At 64.1% G+C, this 26255-nt stretch carries 23 protein-coding genes; 3 read left to right on the top strand and 20 right to left on the bottom strand.

Translation table 11 applies throughout. From position 1 onward, the window contains the following. Nucleotides 1-22: 22 nt before the first annotated feature. From GTP55_RS01125 to GTP55_RS01110, 4 genes are all read right to left on the bottom strand, one after another. On the bottom strand, nt 23-2347 hold the full coding sequence (locus GTP55_RS01125; RefSeq protein ID WP_161043160.1) for a catecholate siderophore receptor Fiu: 2325 nt from the start codon (nt 2345-2347) through the stop codon (nt 23-25). 258 nt (nt 2348-2605) lie between these two features. Beyond that, the gene (locus GTP55_RS01120) at nt 2606-6328 is read right to left on the bottom strand and encodes a response regulator (protein WP_161043159.1); all 3723 of its coding nucleotides are present in this window, start codon (nt 6326-6328) and stop codon (nt 2606-2608) included. A gap of 113 nt (nt 6329-6441) precedes the next feature. After that, on the bottom strand, nt 6442-7188 hold the full coding sequence (locus GTP55_RS01115) for an alpha/beta fold hydrolase (RefSeq protein ID WP_161043158.1): 747 nt from the start codon (nt 7186-7188) through the stop codon (nt 6442-6444). Nucleotides 7189-7333: 145 nt separating this feature from the next. Next, nucleotides 7334-7768, bottom strand: a complete 435-nt coding sequence (locus GTP55_RS01110) for a MarR family winged helix-turn-helix transcriptional regulator (RefSeq protein WP_161043157.1) — start codon at nt 7766-7768, stop codon at nt 7334-7336. Nucleotides 7769-7866: 98 nt separating this feature from the next. Between GTP55_RS01110 and fnr the strand changes: the two genes are divergently transcribed. Next, on the top strand, nt 7867-8625 hold the full coding sequence (fnr, locus tag GTP55_RS01105) for a fumarate/nitrate reduction transcriptional regulator Fnr (protein ID WP_161043156.1): 759 nt from the start codon (nt 7867-7869) through the stop codon (nt 8623-8625). 6 nt (nt 8626-8631) lie between these two features. Here fnr and GTP55_RS01100 read toward each other — a convergent pair whose 3' ends face one another. From GTP55_RS01100 to GTP55_RS01030, 15 genes are all read right to left on the bottom strand, one after another. Next, nucleotides 8632-9135, bottom strand: a complete 504-nt coding sequence (locus GTP55_RS01100; RefSeq protein ID WP_161043155.1) for a FixH family protein — start codon at nt 9133-9135, stop codon at nt 8632-8634. An 11-nt stretch (nt 9136-9146) separates the two neighbouring features. Continuing rightward, nucleotides 9147-10532, bottom strand: a complete 1386-nt coding sequence (gene ccoG / locus GTP55_RS01095; protein ID WP_161043154.1) for a cytochrome c oxidase accessory protein CcoG — start codon at nt 10530-10532, stop codon at nt 9147-9149. Further along, complete coding sequence (gene ccoP, locus GTP55_RS01090) at nt 10529-11506, bottom strand: cytochrome-c oxidase, cbb3-type subunit III (protein ID WP_161043153.1); 978 nt, start codon at nt 11504-11506, stop codon at nt 10529-10531. Before ccoP ends, ccoG begins: the two co-directional genes overlap by 4 nt. Continuing rightward, nucleotides 11499-11666, bottom strand: a complete 168-nt coding sequence (locus GTP55_RS01085) for a cbb3-type cytochrome oxidase subunit 3 (protein WP_161043152.1) — start codon at nt 11664-11666, stop codon at nt 11499-11501. Before GTP55_RS01085 ends, ccoP begins: the two co-directional genes overlap by 8 nt. A gap of 1 nt (nt 11667) precedes the next feature. Next, nucleotides 11668-12282 (bottom strand): cytochrome-c oxidase, cbb3-type subunit II, encoded by a 615-nt coding sequence (ccoO, locus tag GTP55_RS01080; protein ID WP_110845990.1) that lies wholly within the window; start codon nt 12280-12282, stop codon nt 11668-11670. A gap of 14 nt (nt 12283-12296) precedes the next feature. Beyond that, on the bottom strand, nt 12297-13718 hold the full coding sequence (gene ccoN, locus GTP55_RS01075; protein WP_161043151.1) for a cytochrome-c oxidase, cbb3-type subunit I: 1422 nt from the start codon (nt 13716-13718) through the stop codon (nt 12297-12299). Between the two features lie 90 nt (nt 13719-13808). Next, nucleotides 13809-13970 carry a cbb3-type cytochrome oxidase assembly protein CcoS gene (ccoS, locus tag GTP55_RS01070; protein WP_110845988.1) on the bottom strand — a complete coding sequence of 54 codons (162 nt, stop codon included), beginning with the start codon at nt 13968-13970 and terminating at the stop codon, nt 13809-13811. Next, on the bottom strand, nt 13970-16432 hold the full coding sequence (locus GTP55_RS01065; RefSeq protein ID WP_161043150.1) for a heavy metal translocating P-type ATPase: 2463 nt from the start codon (nt 16430-16432) through the stop codon (nt 13970-13972). Before GTP55_RS01065 ends, ccoS begins: the two co-directional genes overlap by 1 nt. Next, a complete protein-coding gene (locus tag GTP55_RS01060) occupies nt 16411-17205 on the bottom strand; it encodes a sulfite exporter TauE/SafE family protein (protein WP_161043149.1) in 795 nt (264 codons plus the stop codon). Before GTP55_RS01060 ends, GTP55_RS01065 begins: the two co-directional genes overlap by 22 nt. Nucleotides 17206-17212: 7 nt before the next feature. Next, nucleotides 17213-18625 (bottom strand): oxygen-independent coproporphyrinogen III oxidase, encoded by a 1413-nt coding sequence (gene hemN / locus GTP55_RS01055; RefSeq protein WP_161043148.1) that lies wholly within the window; start codon nt 18623-18625, stop codon nt 17213-17215. A gap of 3 nt (nt 18626-18628) precedes the next feature. Continuing rightward, nucleotides 18629-20263 carry a methyl-accepting chemotaxis protein gene (locus GTP55_RS01050; protein WP_161043147.1) on the bottom strand — a complete coding sequence of 545 codons (1635 nt, stop codon included), beginning with the start codon at nt 20261-20263 and terminating at the stop codon, nt 18629-18631. A 142-nt stretch (nt 20264-20405) separates the two neighbouring features. Beyond that, on the bottom strand, nt 20406-20609 hold the full coding sequence (locus GTP55_RS01045; RefSeq protein ID WP_161043146.1) for a YiaA/YiaB family inner membrane protein: 204 nt from the start codon (nt 20607-20609) through the stop codon (nt 20406-20408). A 66-nt stretch (nt 20610-20675) separates the two neighbouring features. Beyond that, nucleotides 20676-21389, bottom strand: a complete 714-nt coding sequence (locus GTP55_RS01040; RefSeq protein ID WP_161043145.1) for a nucleotidyl transferase AbiEii/AbiGii toxin family protein — start codon at nt 21387-21389, stop codon at nt 20676-20678. Then, nucleotides 21389-21868: a helix-turn-helix domain-containing protein gene (locus GTP55_RS01035; protein ID WP_161043144.1), complete on the bottom strand. Its 480-nt coding sequence runs from the start codon at nt 21866-21868 to the stop codon at nt 21389-21391. Before GTP55_RS01035 ends, GTP55_RS01040 begins: the two co-directional genes overlap by 1 nt. 70 nt (nt 21869-21938) lie before the next feature. Beyond that, nucleotides 21939-22874, bottom strand: coding sequence for a DUF808 domain-containing protein (locus GTP55_RS01030; RefSeq protein ID WP_161043143.1), 936 nt, complete (start codon nt 22872-22874; stop codon nt 21939-21941). Between the two features lie 108 nt (nt 22875-22982). Between GTP55_RS01030 and GTP55_RS01025 the strand changes: the two genes are divergently transcribed. After that, nucleotides 22983-23621: a LysE family transporter gene (locus tag GTP55_RS01025; protein WP_161043142.1), complete on the top strand. Its 639-nt coding sequence runs from the start codon at nt 22983-22985 to the stop codon at nt 23619-23621. A gap of 82 nt (nt 23622-23703) precedes the next feature. Continuing rightward, nucleotides 23704-25629 (top strand): DUF6600 domain-containing protein, encoded by a 1926-nt coding sequence (locus tag GTP55_RS01020; protein ID WP_161043141.1) that lies wholly within the window; start codon nt 23704-23706, stop codon nt 25627-25629. A gap of 102 nt (nt 25630-25731) precedes the next feature. Here the strand turns inward: GTP55_RS01020 and GTP55_RS01015 are convergent, their stop codons facing one another. Continuing rightward, on the bottom strand, nt 25732-26214 hold the full coding sequence (locus GTP55_RS01015; protein ID WP_110845979.1) for a phage regulatory CII family protein: 483 nt from the start codon (nt 26212-26214) through the stop codon (nt 25732-25734). Between the last annotated feature and the right edge of the window lie 41 nt (nt 26215-26255).

The following is a 26255-nucleotide window of genomic DNA, read 5'->3' as shown; positions in this document are numbered from 1 at the left end:
ACACGGAATCGGGACCGCGTGCTTAGAACTTGAAGTTGGCCGTCAGGCTGGCCGAACGCGGCGCGCCCGGGGTGTAGCGGTAGCCCGACTTGTTGATCGCCTGTACGTAGTCCTTGTCGCCCAGATTGTAGACGTTCAGGCGCAGGTCGATGTTCTTGTTGATCGGGTAAGCCGCCATGGCGTCGAACACCCAGTACGAATCGGCGTAGGCCGGGGTGCCGACGGCACCGTCGGTGCCGCGCAGCAGCTTGTCGCTGAAGCGCGCGCCGCCGCCGATTTGCAGGCCGAACGGCAGCGTGTACGAGGTCCACAGCGTGAACGCCTGCTTCGGCGTGTAGCTCAGCTGGTTTTCGCCGTTGGCGGTCACCACCTTGCCGGATTCAACGCTGGTCGACTGGTGGGTGTAGCCGGCGCTGACCAGCCATTTCGGCAGGATTTCGCCGGTCACGCCCAGCTCGATACCTTGCACGCGTTTTTTACCGTTCTGGTAGTACACGGCCGGATTGGTCGGATCGACTTCGATCTCGTTTTTCACTTCGGTGCGGAAGGCCGCCGCGGTGAACGACAGTTTTTGCTGCAGCAGATCCCACTTGGTGCCGACTTCGTAGTTGGTGGTGGTTTGCGGATCGTAGTTCGGGTTGGCGGCGCTGTTGGCGCTGCTGCTCAGGGTGAAGGTGGTGCCGCCCGGCGGCGATTTCGAACTGGCCACCAGCGCGTAGACGCTGCTGTCGGCGGTCGGCTTGTAGGCCACCGACAGTTTGCCGTTGACCAGGGTGTCGCCGGCGTCGATCGAGCTGCCCAGCAGTGTGCCGACCGGGATCACCTGCTGGGCAGGCGCGGTGACCGCGCCCTGCACGGTGACGGCGTTGTAGGTGGTGTTGTAGTGGTCAACGCGTACGCCGGCGTTGATGATCCAGTCGGCGCCGATCTTGGCGGTGTCGAACAGGTAGACGCTCTCGGTGTTGGTGCTGCCGTTGCCGCGCGCGCCGTTACGGGCGTAGGTCACGTTGACCGCCGCGTCCGGGTTCGGGTTGTAGATGCTGGTCGGCGGCAGGCTGGTGCCGCCGGTGGCCGCCCAGGTGTAGTTGGTCTGCTTCTCGTTGGTGAACTCCAGGCCGCCGACCAGCGTGTGCTTGACGGCGCCGGTGGTGACGTCGGCTGTCAGCGTGGTCTGGTTGGCGATGATTTCGTTGACCTGATCCTTGAAGGTCAGGTTGGTGCGCTTCATGGTCCAGGTGGATGGATCGGCGGCGTTCGGCGTGACCAGATTGGCGGTGGTCGCCATGAACGAAGTCAGCAGGTAGTTCTCGGTGGTCTTGCCGTAGCGCGCGGTGTTGACCAGCTTGGCGCCGTTGGCGAAGTCGTGCTCGATTTTCAGCGTGACCATGTCGGCTTTGACATCGTCATGGTCCAGGCTGGAGCCGTAGAAGTTCTTCGGATCGACCGGGCGGGCGTTGGTCAGGAACGGACGGGTGGCGTCCGGCGAGGTGTAGCCGGGCAGGCCGATGGTCAGCACGCCGCCGTCCGGGATGTTGTTTTGCTTGACGTGCAGCAGGTCCAGGTAGACGCGGGTCGGGCTGTTCAGGCCGTACGCCAGCGATGGCGCGATGGCCCAGCGCTTGTTCTTGACGACGTCGCGCGCCGGATTGCCGCTGTCCTGGTCCAGCACGTTCAGGCGGAAGGCGGTGCCGCTGTCGGCATCGATCACGGTGTTGAGGTCGGCCGTGCCGCGCTTCTGCTTGCCGCTGCCGCCGGTGACCGAGGCCTGGTAGGCGTTTTCCAGCAGCGGCTGCTTGGTGACCAGGTTGATCGAACCGGTTGGCGACGAACGGCCGTTGTCGGTGCCGGCCGGGCCTTTGAGCACGTCGATCTGCTCGATGTTGAAGGTGTCGCGGGCGATCGAGCCGACGTCGCGCACGCCGTCCACGTAGATGCTGCCGGAAGCGTCGAAACCGCGCATGTAGATGGCGTCGCCGGTGTTGGTCGAGCCGTTTTCGCCGAGGAAGAAGGCGCCGACGCCCGGGGTGTTGCGCAGCGCTTCGGTCAGCGTGGTGGCGCCTTGCTGTTCGATCAGCTCTTTCTTGATGACGGTCAGGGTCTGGGCGGTGTCGACCAGTTTTTCGGTGTACTTGGCGGACGAGGCACGTTCGGCCTTGTAGTCGTTTTCACGCGCGGCGTTGACTTGCACTTCCTGCATGGTTTGCGGCTTGGCCTGGGCGTCGGTATCGGACGGGGCGGCGGCTTCGGCGGCGTGGGCGGCCACTGGCAGCAGCATCGCAGCCAGCGCTGCGCTCATGTGTTGATTAAAGCGCGTCTGCGCGTGTTTGCGACTCTTGATCATTGCCATGTGCTTCTTTCGTCAAAAAGAGAGGGCTGGCTGCGCGCTGAAACGGTGTTCATGCGGCGTCTGGCTTGCCGGTTTGGAATAAATTAGTGGGAAAGATTGTAACAATAAAATACCGTAACGTAAATGCGAATTATTATCAATATGATTCATGGAAGCGCCGGGGACGGGGGAAACTGTGGTGTAAACGCCAAACATTGCCCATAAATCAGGCAGCCGGATCGGTCATCCGGCCGACGTTTGCTTACATCTGTGAGGGGATCAGGACTGTTCGCGTTCCAGCCAGGCGCGGGCCTGGGCCAGGGTGTGCGCCAGCTCGGCGCGGACTTGCTGGTAGCGCTCGGCGAGTTCGTCGTCGCGCTGGTTATCAATGGCGTCTTCGGCGGCGATGGTGGCCTGGATCAGGCGCTTGGCGCCCAGGATGCCGACTGCGCCGCGCAGGCTATGGAAGTGCTTGGCAGCATCGCGCAGGCGGCCTTCCTGCAACGCCAGGCCGGCCTGGTCAGCCGGCTCCATGCCAGTGTCGAGGGCGCCGCGCACCATCTTGTACATGGCGGCGCGGCCCTTGGCGTCCTTGCCCATCACGCGCATCAGGCTGTCCATGTTGAAGATGGCGGTTTCGCCGGTTGGCGGCGTGTTGGTCATCAGCTTGGGCGGCGGCGCCAAGGATTGCGTTGCGTTGGCCAGCGGGCCGCCGAGCGGTACCGCCAGCAGCGGCGCGAACACGGGCGCCGGGGCGGTGTCCCGTGCTGCGGTGGCAGCCGGCGGCGCCGATGTTGGCACGCCGGCGGCGGCGGCCATGGAGGCCAGCAGATCGTCTTCGGCCAGCGATGCTGTCGGCATCACGGCGGCGACAGGCGCCGGGTCGGGCGCTGGCGCTGGCGGCGCGGGCATGGGTGGCAGCGGTGGCAACACTGGCGCAGGGGGCGGCGCGGCGCGCTTGGGTAGATGGCGTTGCAGCACCGCCAGCATTTCGTCCACCTCGATCGGCTTGGGAATGAAGTCGGTGATGCCGGCCTCGCGGCTGCGGTCGCGCTCGGACTCCAGCACGCCGGCCGTCATCGCAATGATCGGCAGGTCCAGCTGCAGTTCCTGGCGCAGGATGCGGGTGGCGGTGAAGCCGTCCATCACCGGCATCTGCATGTCCATCAGCACCAGGTCGTACTCGGCGGCATGGCTGCGCATCATTTCCACCGCCTGGCGGCCGTCGCCGGCGATGTCCAGCGTGGCGCCGGCGTGCTCCAGGATGCCGCGCGCCACCGCCTGGTTCAGCAGGTTGTCTTCCACCAGCAGGAAGTGGATGTCGGCCAGCGTGCCGACGATGCCGGTGTCGGGCACGCCCTGCTGCTCGGCTTCGCCCTGCGTGGCCAGCGCCTGGTGCAGCGCGTCGAACAGGTTGGAGCTGGTGATTGGCTTGACCAGCACCACGTCGGCTTCCGGCGCGTGCGAGATTTCCTCGATGCGGTCGCGGGCAAAAGCGTTCAGCATCACCACCATCGGCTGCGGCTTGCCGTGGGCCGATGCGCGGATGCTCTTGGCGGTGGCCAGTCCGTCCATGCCGGGCATGTGCCAGTCGGCCAGCACCACGTCGTACGGCTGCTGGTGGTCGATGCTCTGGCGGTAGCGGCGCAGCGCGGCCTCGCCCGAATCGACCTCGTCCGCCTGCCAGCCCCAGGCGCGGATCAGGCGCGCCACCAGTTCGCGGCTGGTGCGGTTGTCGTCCGCCACCAGCAGGCGCAGCTGGCCAAGCGCCGGCTTGCGCCGCTCGTCGGTCTGGTCGGCCTGGATCTCGAATGGCAGGCTGAACCAGAAGGCCGAGCCCTGCCCCGGCCGGCTGTTGACGGCCACCTGTCCGCCCATCAGCTCGATCAGGCGCTTGGTGATGGCCAGTCCCAGGCCGGTGCCGCCGAAGCGCCGCGTAATGCTCTGGTCGCCCTGCGTGAAGGCGTTGAACAGCTGGCCCAGCTGGGCCTCGGTCATGCCCATGCCGGTGTCGCGCACCTCGAAGCGCAGCAGCGCGCTGTGGTCGTCGCGCGCGCTCAGCTGCACGCTGACCACCACCTCGCCCTGCTCGGTGAACTTGATGGCGTTGCCGGCCAGGTTGACCAGGATCTGCTGCAGGCGCATGGCGTCGCCGCGCAGGCGGTTGGGGATCGCCACGTCGACGCTGATGGCCAGCTCCAGCTCCTTGTCGCCGGCGTTCATGGTCATCATGGTGGCCAGCGCGTTCATGGTCTCGTCGAGCGCAAAATCGACCGGCGACAGGTCCAGCTTGCGCGCCTCGATCTTGGAAAAATCCAGCACGTCGTTGAGGATGCCCAGCAGCGACTGGCCCGAGACCCGCACCATGTTCAGGTACTTGCGCTGCTGCGAGGTCAGCTGCGTATTGCCAAGCAGGTAGACCATGCCCAGCACCGCGTTCATCGGCGTGCGGATCTCGTGGCTCATGTTGGCGACGAAATCGCTCTTGGCGCGGTTGGCCGCCTGCGCGCGGTCGCGTTCGCGTTCCAGTTCCAGCGCGCGGGTTTCCACCTCGTGCTGCAGACGCTGGCGCTCGGTGGTGTCGGAAATCACCGCCAGCACCTTGGTGCCCTGGTCGGTGCGCACCGCGCTCAGGTTGACCTCGACCGGGAATTCGCTGCCGTCGCGGCGGCGGCCGTAGATGACGGCGCCGTTGCCCATGCGCACCGGCTCGGCACTGAGGCGGTCGGCAAAGAAGCGGTTGCGGTGGACCACGTGCTGCTGGCGCAGCCGTTCCGGCACCAGCACCTCCAGCGGCTGGCCCAGTACCTCGTCGCGCGCGTAGCCGAAGCAGCGCTCGCCTTCGCGATTAAAAGTCTCGATGCGGCCGTCGACGCCGACCACGACGATGGTGTTCGGCGCGAACTCCACCAGGCTTTGCAGGCGCGCGTCGGCCGCCAGCCGTTCGTGCATCAGCTCGTTGAAGGCGGTGGTCAGCTGGCCGACCTCGTCGTGCGTGTGCACCGGCAGCGGCGTGAAGCGGGCCGGTTCGGCGCGCAGGCCGACGATGGCGTTGCGCAGCCGCGCCAGCGGCGCCAGCAGCCGCAAGGTCAGCGTGCTGATCAGCAAGGCGGTCAGCACCGCCGCCACGCCGCTCCAGATCAGCACGCGCTTGATGACGCCGTCGAAGGGTTCGAATGCTTCCTCGGCCGGCAGCGAGGTGGCCAGCAGCCAGTCGACCGACTTCAGCTGTTTGTAGCTGTTGAGGGTCGGCAGGCCATCGCCCAGGCCCATGACCGTGCCCTCAAAACCGTCCTGCAGCGCACGCGTGGTGGCCGGGTTGGCGTTCGGATCGCGCGGCTTGAGCAGGCGCGCAATATCGGGATGCAGCACGTACACCGGGTTGTCGTTGCGGGTCAGCGCGAAGTAGTAGCCGCTGTTGCCGACCTTCGCGGTGCGCAGGTGGCCCAGCAGATTGTCCTTGTACAGCCGCAGCACGCCCACCAGCAGGCACACCACTTCGCCTTTATTGTTGAGCACCGGCGCCACCATCTGCACCACCGGCTGCTTGTTGGCGCGGCCGATAATGGGCTCGGTAATCATCGGCTTGCGGGTGCGCATCACGGCCTTGAAGTAGGCGCGGTCGGAGGCGTCGATGCCGACCCGGCCCGGCACCAGCGGCAGGTCGGAGATCACCTTGCCTTGCGGGTTCAGCACCAGCAAATCGTCGAACAGGGCCAGCACGGCGCGGTCCTGGTAATACTCGCGCAACTGGTCGCCGGAGCCGGCCAGCGCCGGCGGCTGGTTGCGGGCCGACAGCGCGATGATATCGAGCAGCATGGTCAGCTTGTCGTCCAGCTCCTGCGCGGTGCGGTTGACCAGCGCCGTCTGCTGGGTGAACAACACCCGGGTATAGTCCTCCTTCATGCGCTGGGTCTGCACCAGCGTGACGAGGCCGATCATCAGGACCGAAGTGATGCTGGTAACGAGCGCGACTTTGGCCTTGATGCCGAGTGGCTTCATATCAACCTTGATGAGTGCAGGGGCTGATTGGATTCTCCTATCAAAGACTGGCGTTGGCAAGAAAGAAAAAGGCGTGCCGTGGCACGCCTGTCGGCTTTCAAACTGCAAGCAGATTAACGCTGGGCGGCGGCGATAATTACTTCAGCGACCTTGGCCGGTTGCGACACCATCGGCACGTGGCTGGTTGGCAGCGTGGTCACGGTGGCGTTGATTTTCCTGGCGAAGGCCTGTTCCAGTTCCGGCGCAATCATGCGGTCCTTGCTGGCCACGATGTAGTAGTTGGCCTTGTTCTTCCAGGCGGCCACGGTGGTGGTGTCGCCGAAGGCTTTGGCGGCGATCGGGCCTTGCGTGGCGGCGATCAGTTTTTTCTCGGCCGGGGTGACGTCCTGCGCGAAGTTCAGCGCCACCGATTCGGTTGGCAGCCACAGGTAGCCGCCGGCGTCGGCTTTCAGCGTGGCGATGCCAGGTGGCACGGCGTAGTCCTTGCCCAGGTTGGCGGTGGCTTCCCCTTCCGACGGCGCGAACGCGGCCACATACACCAGCGCCTTGATCTTGTCGCTGGTGCCGGCCTGGGTGATCACGGTGCCGCCCCACGAGTGGCCGACCAGCACCACGTTGCCGGTTTGCGCATCGACCACGCGCTGGGTGGCGGCGACGTCGTCGGCCAGCGAGCTCAGCGGGTTTTGCACGGCGACCACCTTGTAGCCTTTGGCTTCCAGGATCGGGATGACTTTGCTCCAGCTGGAACCGTCGGCGAAGGCGCCGTGCACCAGCACGATGGTGGTGTCGTTGGCTGGTGCGGCAGCGTGGGCGAAAGCGGTAGCGGCCAGCAGGGCGGAAGCGATGAAGGTACGTTTCATGATATTTCCTTTCAAGTGTATGCGCTAACTGTTAGCGCGCTAAGTATTGTGGTTTTAAAAACGCGCTGCTTGACTAGCGCGTTTCCTTGAGATGAAATATAGCGCACTAAAAAATCGTACGCAAGTTAAATCTTGATTTATTTTCTCAATCGCCGAGATGACGGTTCAATTTGCCCAGGGTGGCCATCAGCGTCGCCACCTCCTCGTGGCTGACCTGGCATTCGGCGGCGAAGTCCTGGCTGACCTTGAGCGCAGCGGCGCGCAGCGCCTGGCCGGCGGCGGTGAGCTTCAGCACGCGATTGCGTTCGTCGCGGGGATCGCGGTCGCGCGTCAGGTAGCCTTCCGCTTCCAGCCGCTTGACCACCGGCGTTACCGAGCCGGAGTCCTGTTGCAGGCGCTCGGCCACGTCCTTGAGGCCGAGTCCGTCTTTTTCCCACAGCACCACCATCACCAGATACTGGGGATAGGTCAGATTGAGGGCAGTCAGCAGCGGCTTGTAGGTCTGGGTCATCTTCAGCGATGTGTTGTAGACTAAAAAACACAAATGCTGGTCGAGGGTGGGCGGCTTGGGCAGGGTCATGCCGCTAGCCTAACAAAATATGGTCCCGCGCGCGAATACCTGATTGGATGACTGCGGTATAGCGGTGCAAATCAAGTGGAATGGGCTACACTAGCTGCATGATACGAGAACTTCCTTCGCTGGTCATTCCCGGCGCGACAATTGAGGTGCTGAAGGCAAGCTGCGCATCGTGCAGCATGCACCAGCTGTGCCTGCCTATGGGGCTGGACAACAACGACATGGAGCGGCTCGACCAGATCATCGGCCGCCGCCGCAAGGTGCCGCGGGGCGGCACGCTGTTCCGCATCGGCGATCCATTCCAGAACCTGTACGCGATCCGGCTCGGCCATTTCAAGACCTACCAGGTCAACCGCGAGGGAGCGGAACAGATCACCGGTTTCCAGATGGCCGGCGAGCTGCTGGGCATGGACGCCATCAGCGCCGACGAGCACCATTGCACCGCCATCGCGCTGGAAGACAGTGAGGTGTGCGAGATTCCATTCGCTACGCTGCAATTGCTGCTGGCGGAAATGCCGACCCTGCTGCGTCATTTCCACCGCATGATGAGCCAGGAAATCACGCGGGAGCAGAGCGTGATGCTGTTGCTGGGGAATATGCAGGCGACCCAGCGCTTTGCCGCATTTCTCGTCAACCTGTCGTCGCGCTATGAGGCGCGCGGGTATTCGCCCAACACCTTCCAGCTGCGCATGTCGCGCGAGGAAATCGGCAATTACCTCGGCCTGACGATCGAGAGCATCTCGCGCCTGCTGTCCAAGTTCAAGAAAGAAGGCCTGCTGCGCGTCAGCAACCGCGAAATCGAACTGCTCGACCAGCGCCTGCTGAAGGCCATTACCGCCGGCACCGCAACCTGCGGCTAGACCGCCTTAGTCCGGCAGCAGCGTGATGCCGTGGTTGGCCGGCCACACCCAGGCGCCGGCCAGGCGCCATTCGCGTTTTCCCCCCTCCACCAGCACCACCCAGCGGCTGCGTTCCAGCATCGGCAGCGCCACGCTGAAGTGGCCGTCGGCGTCCGGCACCAGCATCAGCTTGAGATCTTTCTCCGGCTGCGTGGCGTGCGCCAGGTGCAGCATCAGCGGCCCGGTGTCGTTGCGGTTGATGCGGCCGCTCAGCGCGCCGGTGGCGGCGTCATACCCCAGCGTCATCGACAAGCCCAGCTGCGCGGCCACACGGTCGCGCCGCAGGTCCTGGTTGATGGCCTTGCCCTGCTTGTAGTAGTCGCCCACCACCTCGGCGTCCGGGGTCTTGATCGCCAGCCAGGCGGTGTAGCTGGTGGCCACCATCACCGAGGCCGGGCCCAGCATCAGCAGCCACGGCCAGCGCTGTTTCCACCACGGCGTGACCGGCATATTGAGAATCGCGTTGGACATGTTGTTTCTCCTTAGTGCGGCACAATGAAGACCGCAGATTCTTTCACCTGCAGCGACGGCTGGTCGACTGCGGTCAGGGTGACGTTGATCTTGTTCGAGCCGCTGTGCCCGGCGCCGTGCGCCACCCGCAGGCGTACCGGATAGGCGCGCGTTTCGGTGGCCGCGACCCGCACGGTGTCAGCATCGGCCACGCTCAGCGTGTCGAGGCCGCCCACGGTGATCTTGTACACATGCGCTTGCTCGGAGGTGTTCATGATCTGCAGGCGATAAACGTTTTCGATCATGCCGTCCTCCACCTCGCGGCCCATCGAGCCGCGGTCGCGGATCACGTCCAGCTTGAGCGGCGTGCGCAGGTACAGCGAGGTGCCGGCGGCCAGCACGATCAGGCCCAGCACGGCGGTGTAGATCTGCACCCGCGGGCGCGTGGTGCGGCGGCGGATTTCGGTCGGCGTCAGGTGCTCGTCCATCGCCCGCTCGGTGCTGTAGCGGATCAGGCCGCGCGCCTGGCCGGTCTTGTCCATCACCGTGTTGCAGGCATCGATGCAGGAGGCGCAGCCGATGCACTCATACTGCAGGCCGTTGCGGATGTCGATGCCGGTCGGGCACACCTGCACGCACAGCGAACAGTCGATGCACGAGCCGCCGTCGCCGTTGCCGTTTTTCGACAGCGGGCTGCGCGGCTCGCCGCGCGCGCTGTCGTAGGTGATGATCAGGGTGTCGCGGTCGAACATCGAACTCTGGAAGCGGGCGTACGGGCACATGTATTTGCACACCTGTTCGCGCATCCAGCCGGCGTTGCCGTAGGTGGCGAAGCTGTAGAACACCACCCAGAACCATTCCCACGGGCCAAAGCTCAGCGTCACCACTTCGCCCATCAGCGACTTGATCGGCGTGAAGTAGCCGACAAAGGTAAAGCCGGTCCACAGCGCCACCGCCAGCCAGGCGGCGTGCTTGGCGCTCTTCTTGCCGAACTTGCGCAGCGACGCCGGCTGGCGGTCCAGCGCGATACGGGCGCTGCGCTTGCCTTCAATCTTGCGTTCTATCCACAGGAAGATTTCGGTGTACACCGTTTGCGGGCAGGCGAAGCCGCACCACACCCGCCCTGCGATCGCTGTCGCCAGGAATAGCAGGTAGGCGCAGATGATCAGCAGCAGCGCGAGGTAAATGAAATCCTGCGGCCAAAGGACCAGGCCAAAGATGTAGAACTTGCGCGTGCCCAGGTCAAACAGCAGGGCCTGGCGGCCGTTCCACTGCAGCCATGGGGTGCAGTAGAAGGCCAGCTGCGTCAGCCAGACAAACAGCCAGCGCAGGCGGGCGTAGCGGCCGGCAATCTCGCGCGGATAGATCTCCTCGCGGGCCGCATACATCTTGATGACTTGTTCCTTTGGGGCGTTCATTTTTCAGCTGCTACCGGTGGATCAGCAGGGGCTGCTGCGGGAGCGGCAGCCTCGGCAGGGTTGTTCGACAGGCTCCAGACGTATGCCGCCAGCACATGCACCTTGGCTTCGCCGAGGAAGTCGGCAAACGCCGGCATGGTGGTGGTGCGGCCCTTGTTGATGGTCTCCTTGATGGTTTCCACACTGCCGCCAAACAGCCAGATCTTGTCGGTCAGGTTAGGCGCGCCGAGCGTCTGGTTGCCCTTGGCGTCCGCACCGTGGCAGGCCATGCAGGCGCCGAACTTGTCCTTGCCGAACACCGACTTGATCGGATCGTGGGTCGAGCCGGACAGGCTCAGCACGTAATGCGCGACCGCTTCCACTTCCTTGTCGCCACCGACGGCGGCGCCCATCGGCGGCATGGCGCCAACGCGGCCGTGCAGGATGGTTTCCTGGATGGTTTCCGGCGCGCCGCCGAACAGCCAGTCCTTGTCGGTCAGGTTCGGGAAGCCTTTATTGCCGCGTGCATCCGAGCCGTGGCACTGCGCGCAGTAGGTCAGGAACAGGCGCTCGCCGATGGCGTGCGCTTGCGGATCGGCCGCCACGGTTTTCAGGTCCTGCTGCTGGTACTTGGCGAACAGCGGACCGTATTCGGCGTCGGCCTTGGCCAGCTCGGTCTGGTACTGGCCGCTGGATTTCCAGCCCAGCTTGCCCGCGTAGCTGCCCAGGCCCGGATACAGGAACAAATAGGCCAGCGCGAACACGATGGTGATGTAGAACAGCCACATCCACCAGCGCGGCATCGGCGTGTTCAGCTCGGTCAGGTCTTCGTCCCAGACGTGGCCTGTCGTGTCCACTTTTTCGGTCTGGCCGGCGTCGCTCTTGGCGACCTTGACCTTCGATTGCGAGTACAGCAGGATGCCGCAGCCGATGATGCCCAGCAGGGTCAGCGCGGCGATGTAGATATCCCAGAAGCCGTTGGTGAAATCAGCCATGGTGCACCTCCTCGTCGTCGGCAAACGGCAGGTTGGCGGCCGCCGCGAAGTCGTCCGCCTTGCGGTGCACATACACCCACCACAGGATACCGCCAAAGGTGATGAACGAGATCACCGTCATGATGCTGCTGGCGTGGTCAAACAATGTATCGATAGCCATGCTAGTTCCTCGTTTTGATCAGGGTGCCCAGGCCTTGCAGATAGGCGATCAGGGCGTCTTGTTCCGTCTTGTCCTTGAGCTCTTCCGGCGCGGCGGCGATCTCGGCGTCGGTGTACGGCACACCGGTGCGGCGCAGCGCGCGCATCTTCGGCTGGATCTCGGCCGGCACCAGCGTGTTTTTCGACAACCACGGGTAGTTCGGCATATTCGATTCCGGCACCACGTCGCGCGGATTGTTCAGGTGATCGCGGTGCCATTCGTCGGAGTAGCGGCCCCCCACGCGCGCCAGGTCGGGCCCGGTGCGCTTGGAACCCCACTGGAACGGGTGGTCGTAGACGAACTCGCCGGCCACCGAGTAGTGGCCATAGCGCTCGGTCTCGGCGCGCAGCGGCCGCACCATCTGCGAGTGGCAGTTGTAGCAGCCTTCGCGGATGTAGATGTCGCGGCCGGCCAGGCGCAGCGGCGAGTACGGCTTGAGGCCCGCCACCGGTTCCGTGGTCGACTTCTGGAAGAAAAGCGGCACGATCTCGACGGCGCCGCCGACGCTGATCACCAGCGTCACCAGCGCGATCAGCAGCCAGGGATTTTTCTCGATCCATTCATGGGAAAATTTCATACTGTGCTCCGATATCAGGCGTGGGCTGCGTTGACCGCCGGAATTGGCGCGACCGCAGTCTTGGTGTTACGCAAGGTCATCCACGTGTTGTAGGCCATCACGCACATGCCGCCCAGGTACAGCAGGCCGCCGGTAAAGCGCACCACGTAGTACGGATAGGTGGCCTTGACGCTTTCCGCAAAGGTGTAGGTCAGCGTGCCGTCCGGATTGACCGCGCGCCACATCAGGCCCTGCATCACGCCGGCAATCCACATGGCGGCGATGTACAGCACCACGCCGATGGTGGCGACCCAGAAGTGCAGGTCGATCAGCTTGGTCGAATACATCTTCTGCTCGCCGGCGATGCGCGGGATGATGTAGTAGATCGAACCCATGGTGATGAAGCCGACCCAACCGAGTGCGCCGCCGTGCACGTGGGCGATGGTCCAGTCGGTGTAGTGCGACAGCGAGTTGATGGTCTTGATCGACATCATCGGACCTTCGAAGGTGGCGATGCCGTAGAACGACAGCGAAACGATCATGAACTTCAGGATCGGGTCGGTGCGCAGCTTGTGCCAGGCGCCCGACAAGGTCATCATGCCGTTGATCATGCCGCCCCAGCTTGGCGCCAGCAGCACCAGCGAGAACACCATGCCGACCGATTGCGTCCAGTCCGGCAGCGCGGTGTAGTGCAGGTGGTGCGGACCGGCCCACATGTAGGTGAAGATCAGCGCCCAGAAGTGGACGATCGACAGGCGATACGAGTACACCGGACGCTCGGCCTGCTTCGGAATGAAGTAGTAGACCATGCCCAGGTAGCCGGCGGTGAGGATGAAGCCGACCGCATTGTGGCCGTACCACCACTGGATCATCGCGTCCTGCACGCCGGCGTAGACCGAATACGATTTGAACAGCGAGGCCGGCATCGACATGCCGTTGACCACGTGGAGGATCGTCACGGCGATGATGTAGGCGGCGAAGAACCAGTTGGCCACGTAGATGTGCTTGACCTTGCGCTTGATCAGGGTGCCGAAGAACACCACGGCGTACGACACCCACACCAGCGCGATCAGGATGGAAATCGGCCATTCCAGCTCGGCGTATTCCTTGCCGCGGGTCAGGCCCATCGGCAGCGTCACGACCGCGCTCAGGATCACGGCCTGCCAGCCCCAGAAGGTGAAGGCGGCCAGTTTGTCGGAAAACAGGCGCACCTGGCAGGTGCGTTGTACCACGTAATACGAGGTAGCAAACAGGCCGCAGATACCGAACGCAAAAATCACCGCGTTGGTATGCAGCGGACGCAGACGGCCATAAGTCAGCCATGGAATGTCCAGATTCAGCGCCGGCCAGGCCAGCTGCGCGGCGATGATCACGCCGACCAGCATGCCCACGACGCCCCAGACTACGGTCGCAATCGTGAACTGCTTCACGACCTTGTAGTTATAGTGTTGATCCAATTGATTCTCCCCGGAACACTTTGATGATGTAGGTCAAAGGTTACTTAGGAGAGGCTTAAAAATCCTTGATATAAGTCAAAATTCGCCGGATCACTTGTGATCGATGGGCGGCTTGTCGTCGTCTTGCAGGATGCGCAGCGCCGGGCCGACCAGGTCGTCGAACTGGCCGTCGTCGGAAGCGCGGAAGAAGATCCATAGCGCCACGAACACCAGCACCACGCTGAGCGGAATGAGCAGGTAAAGGGCTTCCATCAGTCGGTCCCTTTCCTCAGGCGCAGCGCATTGAGCACCACCACGGCCGAGCTGAGCGCCATGCCGACGCCCGACAGCCACGGATTGAGCCAGCCCATGGCGGCGGCTGGAATCGCCACCACGTTGTAGACCGTTGCCCAGCCGAGATTCTGGCGGATAATGCACATGGTACGCTCGGCCACGCGGGCGCTGTCGGCCACCGCACCCAGGCGGCCGTTGAGCAGCACCGCATCGGCATGCGCCTGCGCCAGCGCGGCGCCGCTGCCCATGGCGAACGAGACGTCGGCGGCGCCCAGCACGGCGGCGTCGTTGATGCCGTCGCCGATCATGGTCACCACGCAGCCGCGCCGCTGCATCTGCTGCACGAAATTGAGTTTGTCGGCCGGCAGGTAGCCGCCGACCGTGGTTTCGATGCCCAGCTGGTCGCCGACGCGGCGCGCCAGCACGTCATCGTCGCCGCTGACCAGCACCACGGTCTTGCCGCGCCGGCGGAAGTAGTCGACGGTTTCCTGCGCATCGGGTCGCAGGCCGTCATGCAGTTGGAGACAGGCCAGCCACTGGCCCTCGACGCCGAGGTAGACCGGCGTCACGCCATCGGCCACCGCACGTTCCGGCGCCAGACCGGCGATGCCGGCGACGAACTGCGCGCTGCCCAGGCGGTAGCGGCGATTGTGCACCGTGCCTTCCAGGCCGCAGCCGGCGGTTTCGGTCAGCGCCACGGCGCTCCAGTGGTGCCGCCCAGCTTCGTCGGCGGCGCTGATGATGGCGCGCGCCAGCGGATGGGCGCTGCCGGTTTCCAGCGCGGCCGCCACCTGCAGGCAGAAGTCGGCGCGCATCGCGCCCAGTTCCTGTATCCCCTGCAGCACCGGCCGGCCCCAGGTCAGCGTGCCGGTCTTGTCCAGCACCACGTGGGTGGTGCGGTGCAGGGTCTCCAGGGTTTGCGGGCCGGTCACCAGCACGCCTTGCCTCAGCAGGTTGTCGGTGGCGGCGGCCAGCGCGGTGGGCGTGGCCAGCGACAGCGCGCACGGGCAGGACACCACCAGCACCGCGATCGCGATCGGCCAGGCGCGCGCGATGCTGCCGTCGTGCCAGAACCAGAAGCTGAAGGCGGCCAGCGCAAACAAGAGCAGGCCGGCGACGAAATACGCGGCCACGCGGTCGGCCCACAGCGCGATGCGCGGCTTGTCGCCGCCGGCGCGGTTGATCAGTTTCACCAGATCGGACAAGGTGCTGTCCTGCGCCTTGCGCGTGACGCGCGCCAGCACCACGCTGCTGGCGTTGATGGCGCCGCCGGGAATGGCGTCGCCGGTGGATTTCGGCACCGGTACGCTCTCGCCGCTCAGCAGCGACAGGTCGAGCGAGGTGCGGCCTTCGATGATGATGCTGTCGGCGGCCACCGCTTCGCCGGGTTTGATAACAATGATGTTATCCACAGCCAGCGACGCCGCGCGCACGATGGTGGCGGCGCGGCTGGCCGGATAGTTCTCCAGCAGCGAGGCCGATGCCGGCAGCGCGTGCTGCAAGCGCTCCAGTGCGGCGCCGGCCTTGCGGCGCGCGCGCAGTTCCAGGTAGCGGCTGCACAGCAGCAGGAAGATGAACATGGTCACCGAGTCGAACCACACCTCGCCCTTGCCGGTGAAGGTGGCGATGACGCTGGCGCCAAATGCGGCGGCGATGCCCAGTGCGACCGGCACGTCCATGCCCAGCGCCCGCGCACGCAGGCTGGTGATGGCGCCGCGCCAGAACGGCAGCGCCGAGTAGCTGATGGCGGGCAGCGTCAGCAGCAGGCTGGCCCAGCGCATCAGCGAGGCCATGCTGTCGTCCAGCGTGCCGTCGTCGTGCGCCAGGTAGGACGGGGCGACGTACATCATCACCTGCATCATCGACAGCCCGGCGACGAACAGCTGGCGGCCCAGCGTCTTTGCGGCGCGCTGCTGCTGGCCGGCGTGGCGGTCGGCTTCGTACGGATAGGCGGCGTAGCCGATGGTGTGCAGCGCGCCGAGGATGTCGCCTGGCTGGCAGGCATCGCGGCGCCAGCGCACGTAGAGCTTCTCAGTGGCGACGTTGAGCTGCGCGCTGTCGACGCCGGGTAGACGGGCCAGCCGGTTTTCGATCAGCCATACGCAGGCGGCGCAGCGGATGCCCTCCACCGTGAAGGTCGATTCGCGGCTGTCTTCATCGAGCGCGAAGCGCGGGTCGGCGTTGTCGTACAGTTGCAGTTCCGGCGGCAGCTGCTGGGCGCCTTCTGCGCTGGCGGCATAGGCGGTGCGGTCGCGGTAGTAGCTTTCCTGGCCCAGGTCGACGATGGTCTGCGCCACGGCAGCGCAGCCGGGGCAGCACATGGTGTGCGGTTCGCCGGCGATGGTGATGGTCCAGGCGTGATCCACCACATCGGGCAGCGTCTGGCCGCAGTGGTAGCACGGTGCGGGCGCCAGGACGTTCAAGGGTGTGGTGTGAGGCATAGCATTTCCATCCATTCGGGCGTGACGCCTCCCGCTGCGCGGGCAAGCCCGAGGACGCCGAAGGCCAGCACCAGCAGGCCGCAGGCGATGCGGACCTGGCGGCGCTGCATGGCTTGTTGCAGCCGTGCGCCGAGCATGCCAAGGCCGGTCAGCATCGGCAGCGTGCCGAGGCCGAAGGCCAGCATCAGCGCGGCGCCGTCGGCGGCCGAGCCGCTCAGCAGCGCGGTGGTCAGCACGCTGTAGACCATGCCGCACGGGAGCCAGCCCCACAGCGCGCCGAGGGCGTAGGATTTAGGCCCGGTATCGGCCGGCATCAGGGTTTTCATGGCTGGGGCGATGAGCGGTTGCGCGCGTTGCCAAAGTACGCGCCCGCCCTGCTCCAATACGGCCAGGCCGCGCCAGGCGTTCATCAGGTACAGGCCGAGGGCGACAAGCATCAGGTTGGCCAGCCAGTAGAAGCCGAGCTGGATGCCGGCCAGCGCCGCCATGTTGCGGGCGCCGCTGGCCAGGCCGCCAGCCAGGGCGCCAGCCAGCATGTAGCTGCTGATGCGGCCGGCGTTGTAGGACAGTACATGCGCCACGTCGTTCCCGCGCACGCGGGAACCCATGGAACGCCTGAGCGGATACTCAGCATGGATTCCCGCGTGCGCGGGAATGACGGTGCTGCGTGTGGTGGTGGACATCGCGGTGACGATGCCGCCGCACATGCCAACGCAGTGGATGCTGCCGGCCAGGCCGACCACAAACACTGGCAGTAGCTGGGCGGCATTCATGACATCCTCAGATGGTCTTCGAGTAGCGCAGCGGTTGCGGCGCGACATCCTGCGCCACGCCCAGATAACGGTCGAACACCATGCAGATATTGCGGATCAGCAGACGGCCTTTCGGCGTTACCGAAATCCATTCGTCATCGACGGTCAGCAGGCCGTCGTCCTCGAACGCCTTCAGCTTGTCCAGCTCCGCCGCAAAATACTGGCGGAAATTGATCGGGAAGCCCTGCTCGATCGACGACAGCGACAGCTCGAAATTGCACATCAACTTGCTGATCACCATGCGGCGCAGCAGGTCGTCGTTGTCCATCTTGATGCCGCGCGTGATCGGCAGCACGCCGTCATCCAGCCGGGCGTAATACGCGTCCAGCGTTTTCTCATTCTGGCTGTAGGTGGCGCCGACCGCGCTGATGGCCGACACGCCGCAGGCGATCAGCTCCGACTCGGCGCGCGTGGAATAGCCCTGAAAGTTGCGCTGCAAACGCCCCTGGCGCTGGGCCACGGCCAGCTCGTCGTCCGGCTTGGCGAAATGGTCCATGCCGATGTAGATGTAGCCGGCGTCGCACAAACGCTGGATGCACATCGCCAGCAGCTCCAGCTTGACCGCCGGCGTCGGCATGTCGGCATCGGCGATGCGGCGCTGCGGCTTGAAAATATGCGGCAGGTGCGCGTAGTTGTACAGCGCGATGCGGTCGGGCGAGGCGGCGATCACCTTGTCCAGCGTTTGCGTCATGCTGGTCATGGTCTGCTTCGGCAGGCCGTAAATCAGGTCGATGCTGATCGAACGGTAACCGGCGGCGCGGGCGGCATCCATCACGGCGCGGGTCTCGGCTTCCGGCTGGATGCGGTTGACGGCTTTCTGCACGTCCGGGTCAAAATCCTGCACGCCCAGGCTGATGCGGTTGAAACCCTGCGCGCGCAGGCTGTGCACGCGTTCCACGCTGACCGTGCGCGGATCGATCTCGATCGAATACTCGCCATGCGCATCGTCGGCGAAATCGAAGTTGGCGTGCAGGTGCGCCATCAGGTCGCCCATCTGCTTGTCGCTCAAATAGGTCGGCGTGCCGCCGCCGAAGTGCAGCTGTTCGATCTGGCCCATGCCGTCGAACAGGCGGCCCTGCATGTCGATTTCCTGCTTCAGGTAGCCGAGGTAGACGGCCGCCTTGCTGTGATCCTTGGTGACGATCTTGTTGCAGCCGCAGTAGTAGCACACCGTGTCGCAGAACGGAATGTGGACATACAGCGACAAGGGCCGGCGACTGCGGCGCATGCGCAGGCCGGCCACCGCTTCCAGGAACTGGCTGTAGCCAAAGTCGCTGTGGAAGCGGTCCGCGGTCGGATAAGAGGTGTAGCGTGGTCCCGACTGACTGAGCTTGGTGATGATGGCGGCGTCAAATTCAACGGGTGGGAAAGGCGTATTCATGATTTATGCGGCAAGGCGTTTCACGGTGGATGACTGTGACGCGGCTGCGCGGACGCTGCGCGCGCCACGGGCCGGACCAAACTTGAACAGGCTGACCGCTTGCGTCAGGCCGCCCGCTTCCAGCGCCAGGCTGGCGGTGGCGGCGGCTGCCTCTTCGACCAGCGCGGCGTTCTGCTGCGTGACCTGGTCCATGTGGGCGATGGCCGAGTTGACCTGGTCGACGCCGATGCTTTGCTCGTGCGAGGCGACCGAGATTTCGCGCATGATGGCGGTGACCTGCTGCACCGAGGCCACCACTTGCTTCATGGTGGCGCCGGCGCGGTCGACCTGCACCATGCCGGCGCTGACCTTGCCGACCGAGACGTCGATCAGGTTCTTGATGTCCTTGGCGGCGGTGGCGCTGCGCTGGGCCAGGTTGCGCACCTCGCCGGCGACCACCGCGAAGCCGCGGCCTTGTTCGCCGGCGCGGGCCGCTTCCACGGCGGCGTTCAGCGCCAGGATGTTGGTCTGGAAGGCGATGCCTTCGATCAGGCCGATGATGTCGACGATCTTGCGCGACGAGTTGTTGATTTCATCCATGGTGGCGATGACGTCGGCCACGATCACGCCGCCCTGCACCGCCACGTCGGAGGCGTTTTGCGCCAGCTTGTTGGCTTGCTCCGAGTTGTCGGCGTTCTGCTTGACGGTGGACGAGAACTGCTCGACGCTCGATGCGGTTTCTTCCAGGCTGGCGGCCTGCGCTTCGGTGCGGCCGGACAGGTCGGCGTTGCCGGCGGCGATCTGGCGGGTGGCCACGGCCATGGTCTCGACGTTGACGCGGACGTCGCGGATGGTGGCGATCAGGTTGCTGTTCATTTGCTGCAAGGCGCGCAGCAGCTGGCCCACTTCATCGGTGGCTTCGGTGTCGAAGCTGCCGGACAGGTCGCCGGCGGCGATCTGGCGGGCGCCGTGCAGCGCGCGGTCCAGCGGTTGCAGCACCGAGACGCGCAGCGTGTACCACAGGAAGACGTTGATCAGCAGGCCGAGGAAGGTGGCGGCGAAGATGCCGTAGCTGTTGGCGGCGTGGCCGTTCATCAGCGCGGCGGCGCACACCAGCACCTGCAGCACGTTGACTACGCTGGTGGCGGCCCAGATGCGGAAGCCGAGCGACACGTGGCTCAGGCGCGACAGCAGGTTGGCGAAGCCGGGATGGATCACCTGGCCGTTCTTGATGCGGATGTTGTGATTGGCTTCGGTGCGGATCGTACGGTAGGCCTGTTCGGCCTTGGCGATCTGGTGGCGCTCGGCCTTGACGCGCACCGACATGTAGCCGATGGTCTTGCCGCTTTCGCGGATCGGCGTGATGTTGGCGCGCACCCAGTAATGGTCGCCGTTCTTGCAGCGGTTCTTGACGATGCCGGTCCACGGCGTGCCGTCCTTGATCGACGCCCACAGGTCGGCAAAGGCTTCAGCCGGCATGTCGGGATGGCGCACGATGTTTTGCGGAGCGCCCAACAGTTCTTCCTCGTCAAAGCCGCTGATCTGGGTGAAGTAAGGATTCACATAAGTGATGTTGCCGTTCAGGTCCGTTTTCGACACGATGGCCTGGTCGTCCAACACTTCGACTTCGCGATTGGTGACTGGTTGGTTGTTGCGCATAGCTCTCTCCGCCGGTGTTTTATTGCTTTATCGCAATGAATATGATCAGTTTACGTAGTCCACCCGTCGAATTTATTGATTTAGATCAAATTTCCCCGGATTGGAGCGTGTACTGATCCCGCCGGGGAGAGAGCCGGACTGGTCAGCGGTTAGGGATGGACGCCAGGTCGCGCACGTTCTTCTGGACGGTGACCGCCGCGAACAAGCTGATCAAGAAGGCCATGCCGTAAAAACCCTTCTCGCTCAGGGCCAGCTGGGCGTTCCATAGGCCGGCCATATAGGTCAGGGCGCCGGCGATCAGGGCCAGCCACGATGCGCCGATGAAGGCGCTGGAAGGGGTAGTCATGCGTGCTCCTTGTCGATAGGGAAAGCGAGGCCGGCTGGCGCTCGCTTCCGTATCAGAGCAGAAGACTTAGGGGTGCTTTTTGACCGGACGCAGGATCTTGCTGGCGGCCACCGCCGAGGCAGTCCCTCCGTTGACGTGCAGGGCCGCAGCGTCCAGTTTTTGTTTGACGATGTCGCAGACTTGCTCAAAAGTTGGGTGGTAAGAGAGTGTTTCTATCGCGTCGAATTGCAATCGGAGGTGGGTGAGATCGCCAGCGAGCGCTTTCTTGATTGGAGTTATGTAACGGACAAGGAATTTGCTGGCATTTAACAGGTCATCCGGCTCCTTTTCAGCCACCAAGGCAAAATCGAACAGGTCACGAGCGAGTAGACGATTACCACGATGGAAGAATTTTTTTGCAACAATTTCAGCTCCGGTCTCGACATGTACTTTGCGACCGAATATTTCCTCGTCGACGTAAGGGTTCTCGGTCAAATTCGGCGACGCGACGAAATCAATCTCACCCTCGGGCAGGAATAGTTTAATGAAGTCGTTTGCTTCTTCATAGTGAACGGCCATATCCTCTGCGACCTGACTCAGGCGAGGGTTCACATGGTTGAGTGCCTGGGGATCGGGTACGAAAATATCGATGTCTTTGCTAAGACGGTGGTGATATTTGCGCATCAGCGCTGTCCCGCCACCGAAGGTCCAGTAGAGGTGTCTTGTACCGCGAGCTTGGATTTCATCCACCAAGCGCATGGCGTTTTGAAAGAGGCCTTCCCAGGTCTTTTCGTTTGTCATTACCAGACAGTTCTATGTGTGTGAAGAGCCTTCGCAATTGCGGAGACGTGCTTCATGACTGTCTTGGTCGGCGTTTGTGTTTGGATTGAAGCTTCGTGAATAGCACCGACCACTAACTGCACAGGTGTTTCGTCCAATAGCGCTATGACATGGGGTTTGAACTCGTCCGGAACCACACCTGACTGCAAAATATGCTTCAGCACATCGGAAGTGAGAATCTTCTTGTAGCTCGTGCTGGCAGTTTGTGCCGCCATTTTGAGCGCAGGCGACTTCGTCAATCTTTCTTTGGCGTCAAAGCTCAGACCGAGAATGCCTAGTAGCTGGTTTAGCTTTACATACCCTAAATCCTCAAGAACGCCACTTTCCAGTTGATTGACGGTGGTGCGTGATAGCCCAGCCAACTTTGCTAGCTGGGCTTGACTGATCCCGAACTCTTTCCGTTTGCCACGGACGTGCATGCCTACTTCGCGAAGTTGCATGATATCAAGCCCTAAAAATGTTCAATAAACTGAACACATTATCGTTGATACGTCCGAGTTTTCAAGGTTGTCAGGATTCCTTTTTGACTAGACGGATGATTTGACCGACAGCCGACACCACGACCAGGGCAATGCCACCGGCGATCAGGCCGGCGACGGCGTCCAGCAGGCTCGGGACGATCACGGCCAGCAGCCCGCCGACCGCCGGGGTGGTGGCCACGGCTTCGGTGGCGTGGTGGATGAGGTCGTGGGCGAACGGCAGGCCGTGGGTCAGGATGCCGCCGCCGACCATGAACATGGCCACGGTGCCGACGATGCCCAGCAATTTCATCAGCACCGGCGCCGCCGACAGCAGTACGCGGCCCAGCGCGCGCACCGCCGCGCCGCCGCTCTGGCTCAGGTACAGGCCGGCGTCGTCCATCTTGACGATGGCGGCCACTAGGCCGTACACGCCGACTGTCATCACCAGCGCGATGCCGACCACCACCGTCACCTGTTGCAGGAACGGCGCCGTCGCCACCGTGCCCAGCGCGATGACGATGATTTCCGCCGACAGGATGAAGTCAGTGCGCACCGCGCCTTTGATCTTTTCCTTTTCCAGCGCCACCAGATCCACATCGGGATTGGCCAGCGCCTCGCGCAGCTCGGCCTTGTGTTCGTCGTCGCCGCTGTGGAACAGGCTGTGGGCGATTTTCTCGAAGCCTTCAAAGCACAGGTACAGGCCGCCCACCATCAGCAGCGGCGTGATGGCCCACGGCGCAAACGCGCTGATCGCCAGCGCCGCCGGCACCAGGATGGCCTTGTTCTTCAGCGAGCCGACGCCGACTGCCCACACCACCGGCAATTCGCGCTCGGCGCGCACGCCGGACACCTGCTGGGCGTTCAGCGCCAGGTCGTCGCCCAGCACGCCGGCGGTTTTTTTGGCCGCCACCTTGCTCATCAGGGCGACGTCGTCGAGGATGGAGGCGATATCGTCGATCAGGGCTAACAGGCTGGAACCGGCCATCGGGGGTACTCCTTGTATGGTTTGACAGGCAATATTAACCCAAGCAAGCCGCGCCACGATACCGCTACAATGATGATTGCTTAAGTTAAATAATTAAACGGAATCGCCATGAGCTTCGCCACCTGGATTACCTTCTTTGTTGCCGCCTGCATTATTGCCGTGTCGCCGGGCTCGGGCGCGGTGTTGTCGATGTCGCACGGCCTGTCGTATGGCGTGCGGCGTGCCAGCGCCACCATCCTCGGCTTGCAGACCGGCTTGCTGCTGGTGTTCTTCATCGCCGGCGCCGGCGTCGGTTCGCTGCTGATGGCGTCGGAAGTGGCGTTCAACATCGTCAAGACGGTGGGGGCGCTGTACCTGATCTACCTCGGCCTGAGCCAGTGGCGCGCCAAGGTCCACATCAGCGAACAGCAGCAGGCGGCGGTGGTGGTGCCAACCGTCAAAAAGCGCTTCCTGACCGGTTTCCTGACCAACGCCACCAATCCGAAAGGCATCATCTTCATGGTGGCGGTGCTGCCGCAGTTCATTACCGACAAGGCGCCGCTGCTGCCGCAACTGCTGATCCTGGCTGTGACCATGTGCTGCATCGACCTGGTGGTGATGCACAGCTACGCTTTCCTGGCTTCTTCGATGCAGCGCTTTTTCCGCGACGCCCGTGCCGTCAAGAAGCAGAACCGGGTATTCGGCGGCCTGTTGATGGCGGTCGGCGCGGCACTGTTCTTCGTCAAGCGTGGCAGCGCCGCAACTTAGAAATTTTGCAAGTATTTGTAACCGCTGTCGTCGGATCGGACCGTGCGGCGTTATTCAGGCATTACCCACAGGAGACGCTGCCATGAGCCGCAAGATTATCCACACCGTCGTGCTGGCCGCAATGGCCGGCTTTTCCGCGTTGGCCCAGGCCGAAGACCCGCCCGCGATCGTCGGCCGCATCTCCAGCGTCGAAGGGCAAGTGACGCTGGTGGGGGATGGCGATCCGGTCGGCGCCGCGCTGAATTGGCCGGTGACGGCAGCCAACCACATCAACACGGCCAACGGTGCCCGCACCGAATTCCGCGTCGGCTCGACCGCCGTGCGGGTGGATGGCGATTCCGACCTGGAAATCACGGCCATGGACGACGACCTGCTGCGCCTGCGCCTGAACTACGGCAGCGTCAGCATCCGCGTGCGCAATCCGGATCTGCTGCGCGACTTTGAACTGACCACACCGCAAGCCCGCATCACCCTGCTGGAGCAGGGCATTCTGCGGGTCGACGTCGACCGCCAGCCAGATACCAGCCAGGTCAGCCTGCTGGCCGGCAGCGCGCGCGTGGACGGCGCCGGTTCGTCGGTGGTGGTCAGCAACGGCCGTCATGTGGACGTGACCGGCGAAGACGTGCGCACCAGCGTGGCGCGGCGCGACGGTTTCGACATCTGGGCCGAGGACCGCGACCGCTACGACAACAGTACCACTACCCGTTTCGTTTCCAGCGGCATGACCGGCTACGAAGAGCTGGACCGCAACGGCACCTGGATCGACAATCCCGAATACGGCCCGTTGTGGACGCCGCGCAATGTGGCGCTGGACTGGGCGCCGTACCGCGACGGTCGCTGGATCTGGCTGGCGCCGTGGGGCTGGACCTGGGTCGACAACGCGCCGTGGGGCTATGCGCCGTCGCACTATGGGCGCTGGGTGATGGTGGGGCGCCGCTGGTCGTGGGCGCCGGGCCGTCCTGCCGGGCGGCCGGTGTGGGCGCCGGCGCTGGTCGGCTGGGTTGGCGGCAATGGTGGCGGACCGCGTCCGGGGCCGGGACTGGGCTGGTATCCGCTGTCGCCGCGCGACCGGTTTGTGCCGGGCTACCGGGTGTCGGCGGATTACGACCGCCGCGTGACGTGGACGCACAACGGCAAGCCGTTCACGCCGCGCAATGACTGGAATGGCCGTCGCGATGGCCTGACGGTGCTGCCGCGCGATCAGTTTGAAGGCCGCCGCAATGTGGTGGTGAACCGGGGCGCGCAGGTGATTCCGCCAGCGAGTTTCGTCAACAATGTGTCGCCAGTGGCGCCGCCGCAGCCGCCGGGGCGCACGCTGACCACCAACCGTGGCGGCGGTGACCGCGATCATGATGGCATACCGGACCGGTTTGACCGCAATGACGGACGTAACGACGGCCGCAATGACCGGCCGGGACGGGTGCTGACGGCGCCATCGCAGCCGGTACCGGTGCCGCCGCAACAGCCGCGCGGGCAGCTCAGCACGCTGGCGCCGAATCAGTTCGGTCATCCGGATGCGCCGGCGCAGACGATTAATCCGAATGATGTGCGGATTGAATTGCGGCCCAGGTTTAATCAGCCTGTGCAGCCAGGTCAACCTGGTCAGCAGCCGGGACAGCCGCCGCGCTGGCAGGCGCCGACGATGCCGCAGCCGGCGCAGGTGTCGCCGCAACAGCCACAACAACCTCAGCAGCCGCAACAGCCGCAACAGCCGCAGTGGCAACAGCCGCGCGACCGCACGGACCGGGGGGGCGATGACAATGGACGCCGTTTCCGTCCGCGTGATGAGCAGCAGCGTCCGCCTCAGCAGGCGCAGCCGGTGCAGCAACCGCAAGTGCAACCGCAGCAGCCACAACCGGCGCAGCAGCCGCCACGCCAGTTCACGCCGCCGCCACAGCAGCAGCAACCGCAACAACAACCTCAGCGCGCCGAACCACGCCGCGAAGCCGAAAAACCGCGCGACGAGAAAAAAGACCCAAACCGCGACCGCCGCGACAACCGCCAGTAAACTACGGTAAACTACGGGGTCAGGTCTCACATTTCTACACGGCCCCAACCGTAGCAACCGCTACGGTTGGGGCCGTGTAGAAATGTGAGACCTGACCCCGGATTATTGTTGGGCTTTGAGGCGCAGGCGGGCGCGCCACTCGCCCAGCGCCGACAGCGCGCCCTGAAACTCGCGCTCGATCAAATCCGCTTCCGCCGCCGTGACCTTGCCATCCAGCAGCGCGGTGGAGACGGCTTCCGCCACCGCTCCCACCTGGCTCATCACCTTGCACACCGTCTGCGACAGGTCGTCTTCGCCGATGGCTTCCGGCATCGGCACCACAAACGCTGCCATGCCGTGCCGCACCAGCAGCGCGTGCAGCGGCAGATGCGCGTCCGCCACGCCCGCCTTGTGGCACAGGTCCACCACCGTCGACACCTCCTCAAACGACGGATAGTGCGACGCAATCGTCGGCGCCAGCTTGTTGCGCAAGACGTTGACCGAGATCCCCATCGCCTGCGCCAGGGCGTCGATGCCGCCGGGATACGCGCGCGCCACCTTGTAGAGCGCGTCGTGCTGATTCATGTCCAGGTATTTACGTGTCATGGTGAAGCGTGCCTTTTATTACCGATGCACCCGCCGACGCG

Source organism: Duganella margarita (assembly GCF_009857535.1).
Lineage (GTDB): Bacteria > Pseudomonadota > Gammaproteobacteria > Burkholderiales > Burkholderiaceae_D > Rugamonas > Rugamonas margarita.
Note: the sequence above shows the minus strand (reverse complement) of the source record. Positions and strands in the feature narration are given on the sequence as shown.

Bases quoted from the DNA above. Each gene is read 5' to 3' on its own strand.
- fnr (WP_161043156.1), top strand. From the start codon at position 7,867: ATGATACGAGAACTTCCTTCGCTGGTCATTCCCGGCGCGACAATTGAG.
- ccoO (WP_110845990.1), bottom strand. From the start codon at position 12,282: ATGAAATTTTCCCATGAATGGATCGAGAAAAATCCCTGGCTGCTGATC.
- GTP55_RS01050 (WP_161043147.1), bottom strand. From the start codon at position 20,263: ATGCGCAACAACCAACCAGTCACCAATCGCGAAGTCGAAGTGTTGGAC.
- GTP55_RS01020 (WP_161043141.1), top strand. From the start codon at position 23,704: ATGAGCCGCAAGATTATCCACACCGTCGTGCTGGCCGCAATGGCCGGC.
- GTP55_RS01110 (WP_161043157.1), bottom strand. From the start codon at position 7,768: ATGACCCTGCCCAAGCCGCCCACCCTCGACCAGCATTTGTGTTTTTTA.
- GTP55_RS01025 (WP_161043142.1), top strand. From the start codon at position 22,983: ATGAGCTTCGCCACCTGGATTACCTTCTTTGTTGCCGCCTGCATTATT.
- GTP55_RS01065 (WP_161043150.1), bottom strand. From the start codon at position 16,432: ATGCCTCACACCACACCCTTGAACGTCCTGGCGCCCGCACCGTGCTAC.
- GTP55_RS01085 (WP_161043152.1), bottom strand. From the start codon at position 11,666: ATGGCTATCGATACATTGTTTGACCACGCCAGCAGCATCATGACGGTG.
- GTP55_RS01030 (WP_161043143.1), bottom strand. From the start codon at position 22,874: ATGGCCGGTTCCAGCCTGTTAGCCCTGATCGACGATATCGCCTCCATC.
- GTP55_RS01125 (WP_161043160.1), bottom strand. From the start codon at position 2,347: ATGGCAATGATCAAGAGTCGCAAACACGCGCAGACGCGCTTTAATCAA.
- GTP55_RS01115 (WP_161043158.1), bottom strand. From the start codon at position 7,188: ATGAAACGTACCTTCATCGCTTCCGCCCTGCTGGCCGCTACCGCTTTC.
- GTP55_RS01100 (WP_161043155.1), bottom strand. From the start codon at position 9,135: ATGTCCAACGCGATTCTCAATATGCCGGTCACGCCGTGGTGGAAACAG.
- GTP55_RS01015 (WP_110845979.1), bottom strand. From the start codon at position 26,214: ATGACACGTAAATACCTGGACATGAATCAGCACGACGCGCTCTACAAG.
- GTP55_RS01045 (WP_161043146.1), bottom strand. From the start codon at position 20,609: ATGACTACCCCTTCCAGCGCCTTCATCGGCGCATCGTGGCTGGCCCTG.
- GTP55_RS01040 (WP_161043145.1), bottom strand. From the start codon at position 21,389: ATGACAAACGAAAAGACCTGGGAAGGCCTCTTTCAAAACGCCATGCGC.
- ccoS (WP_110845988.1), bottom strand. From the start codon at position 13,970: ATGGAAGCCCTTTACCTGCTCATTCCGCTCAGCGTGGTGCTGGTGTTC.
- ccoP (WP_161043153.1), bottom strand. From the start codon at position 11,506: ATGGCTGATTTCACCAACGGCTTCTGGGATATCTACATCGCCGCGCTG.
- ccoG (WP_161043154.1), bottom strand. From the start codon at position 10,532: ATGAACGCCCCAAAGGAACAAGTCATCAAGATGTATGCGGCCCGCGAG.
- hemN (WP_161043148.1), bottom strand. From the start codon at position 18,625: ATGAATACGCCTTTCCCACCCGTTGAATTTGACGCCGCCATCATCACC.
- GTP55_RS01120 (WP_161043159.1), bottom strand. From the start codon at position 6,328: ATGAAGCCACTCGGCATCAAGGCCAAAGTCGCGCTCGTTACCAGCATC.
- GTP55_RS01035 (WP_161043144.1), bottom strand. From the start codon at position 21,868: ATGCAACTTCGCGAAGTAGGCATGCACGTCCGTGGCAAACGGAAAGAG.
- GTP55_RS01060 (WP_161043149.1), bottom strand. From the start codon at position 17,205: ATGAATGCCGCCCAGCTACTGCCAGTGTTTGTGGTCGGCCTGGCCGGC.